1 protein-coding gene is annotated in these 2204 nt (G+C 76.6%); it reads right to left on the bottom strand.

The features are described from left to right. Positions 1-1897: serine/threonine-protein kinase (locus G5C65_RS35920; RefSeq protein WP_165303244.1), on the bottom strand; the 1897-nt coding region annotated here is incomplete at its 3' end. Positions 1898-2204: the final 307 nt, after the last annotated feature.

Here is a 2204-nt window from a genome sequence, read left to right as displayed (position 1 = left end):
GGCGTACGGTGCCCCCGGCGAACTCCCGCACCAGCGACGCGCCGTCGATCCGCAGCGTCGACGAGCCCCCGGTGGCACACGTCCCCCGGGACCGCTCCCGGCGCAGCTCGGGCGGCCCCACCCGGACGGGCGCCCGCGCGTCCGCCGGCACCGAGAACACGCCGAGCGTCGCCTCGCAGTGTTCGGGCCCCTCGGAGACGAGGGGGAGGCCGTCGCCCTCCCGGACCCCGGAGTCGACCACGAGCTGCTGCGTCCCGCCGCCCGGCAGCGTCCGCCGCCACGTGCCCACCAGCGCTTCCGGCAGCCGGGCCCTGCCCTCGCTGCGCTGCAGCGTCGCCGTACGCCCGGCCGCACGCCAGGTCAGACGGTCGCCGGGCCCCGCGGTGAGCGTGTGCTCGCCGAGCGCCGTACAGGTGTCCACCGGGACGCTCTTCACGACCTTGGTGTCCAGCCGCAGCTCGTCGCCGCCCCCCGACGTCCCGCCCGGCTTGGCGGTGAGCTTGCCGTCGCTCCGGCACAGATAGCTCTTGCCGAGGCTGCCGCTGTTCGCGACGACCTCGCCGACCTTCCCTCGCGAGATGACGAACTGCCGGTACTGGCCGGTGGGCTTGCCGTCGCGCTCCACGGGGCCGGTCCAGGTGCCGACGTACCGGGAGGGGACGTCGGAGCCGCTCGCCTTCTTCCCCTCCGAGCCGAGCAGCGGGAGCCCGGCGCCGGAGGCCGCGTAGCCGGCGCCGACGAGTCCGAGGGCGCCGACGGCCGTGAGCGCCACCACCGTGCCACGCGACGGCCGCCGCCTCCGCCGGGCCGGGCTGGTGGCGGCGGAGGCGGCGGAGGCGGAGCTTCCGGAGCCGGGGCCGGGGTCGGGCGGACGCGGCAGCCGGGCGGTCCCGGGCTCCCCGGACCCGGAACCGGAACCCGACCCGGAACCCGACCCCGAATCCGAACCGGAGCCGGGCGACGGGGTGTCCGTATCGAGCAGCTGTGCGGCGTGCCGCCCCAGCTCGGCCAGCAGCCCGGCGGGCAGCCACGGCGGGGCCGAGGGCCCGACCGGCACCGGCTGCACCCGCTCGATCACCTCCTCCGGCGCGGGCCGCTGCTCCGGGTCCTTCGCGAGGCAGTCGGCGAGCAGCTCCCGCAGCTCGGTGTCCTCGGGCGGGCAGCCCGTCAGATCCGGCTCCTCGGAGGCGATCCGGAACATCACCGTGTGCACCCCGCCCGAACCGCCGCCGAACGGCGGCCGTCCGGTGGCCGCGTACGCCAGCACGGCGCCCAGCCCGAACACGTCGCTGGCCGCCGTCAGCCGCCCGCCCCGCAACTGCTCCGGCGACATGAAGCCGGGCGAGCCGACGACCGAACCGGTGGCGGTGAGCGTGGCCTCGGGCACCTGCTCCAGGGCCCGCGCGATCCCGAAGTCGATGACGCGCGGGCCGTCGATGGTCAGCAGGACGTTGGAGGGCTTCAGGTCCCGGTGGACGAGCCCCGCGCCGTGGATGTCGAGCAGCGCCGAGGCCAGCCCGTAGGCCAGCACGCGCAGCGAGGGGCCGGGCAGCGGGCCGTACGGCGCGGCGCCGTGCCGCCCCTTCGCGAGCACCTCGCCGAGGGACGGGCCCGCGATGTAGCCGGTGGCGACCCAGGGGGTGGCGGCCTCGGTGTCCGCGTCCAGCACGGGTGCCGTCCAGCGGTCGCCGACCCGGCCCGCCGCCTCGACCTCCAGCCGGAAGCGCTCCCGGAACTCCGGTTCCTGGGCCAGCTCCGCGCGGACGAGCTTGACCGCGAGCGTACGCCCGCCCGCGGAGCGCGCCAGATACACCCGCCCCATGCCCCCGGTGCCCAGTCTGGCGAGCAGCCGGTAGCCGCCTATGTGGGCCGGGTCGTCCGGCGCCAGGTCCGCCATGTGCCCCCCTGATGGTCGCGAGTCAGGTCGTGTTCGACTCTCGTTCACGAATGTCACGGCTCGGCAGCCAATGGGTTCCTGTTTGACAGCCCGCCCGGTGGCGGGAACTCCGGCGGGTGCCGGGCCGACTGCTGTACCGGAAGGGGCGGAAGCCGGACGGGCGAGGGGAGTTGGGCATGACTGCCGAGCGGGAGAGGGACCGGGAGCGGGACCAGGACCGGGAGCGGGACGGTGGCGCGGGCCGCCGTACGGTGCTGCGGACCGCCGTCGCGGGCGGGCTGGGCGCGGCGGCGGTCCGCAGCACCGT

The organism is Streptomyces boncukensis (assembly GCF_011045075.1).
Lineage (GTDB): Bacteria > Actinomycetota > Actinomycetes > Streptomycetales > Streptomycetaceae > Streptomyces > Streptomyces boncukensis.
This window is presented reverse-complemented; position numbering and strand designations above follow the sequence as displayed.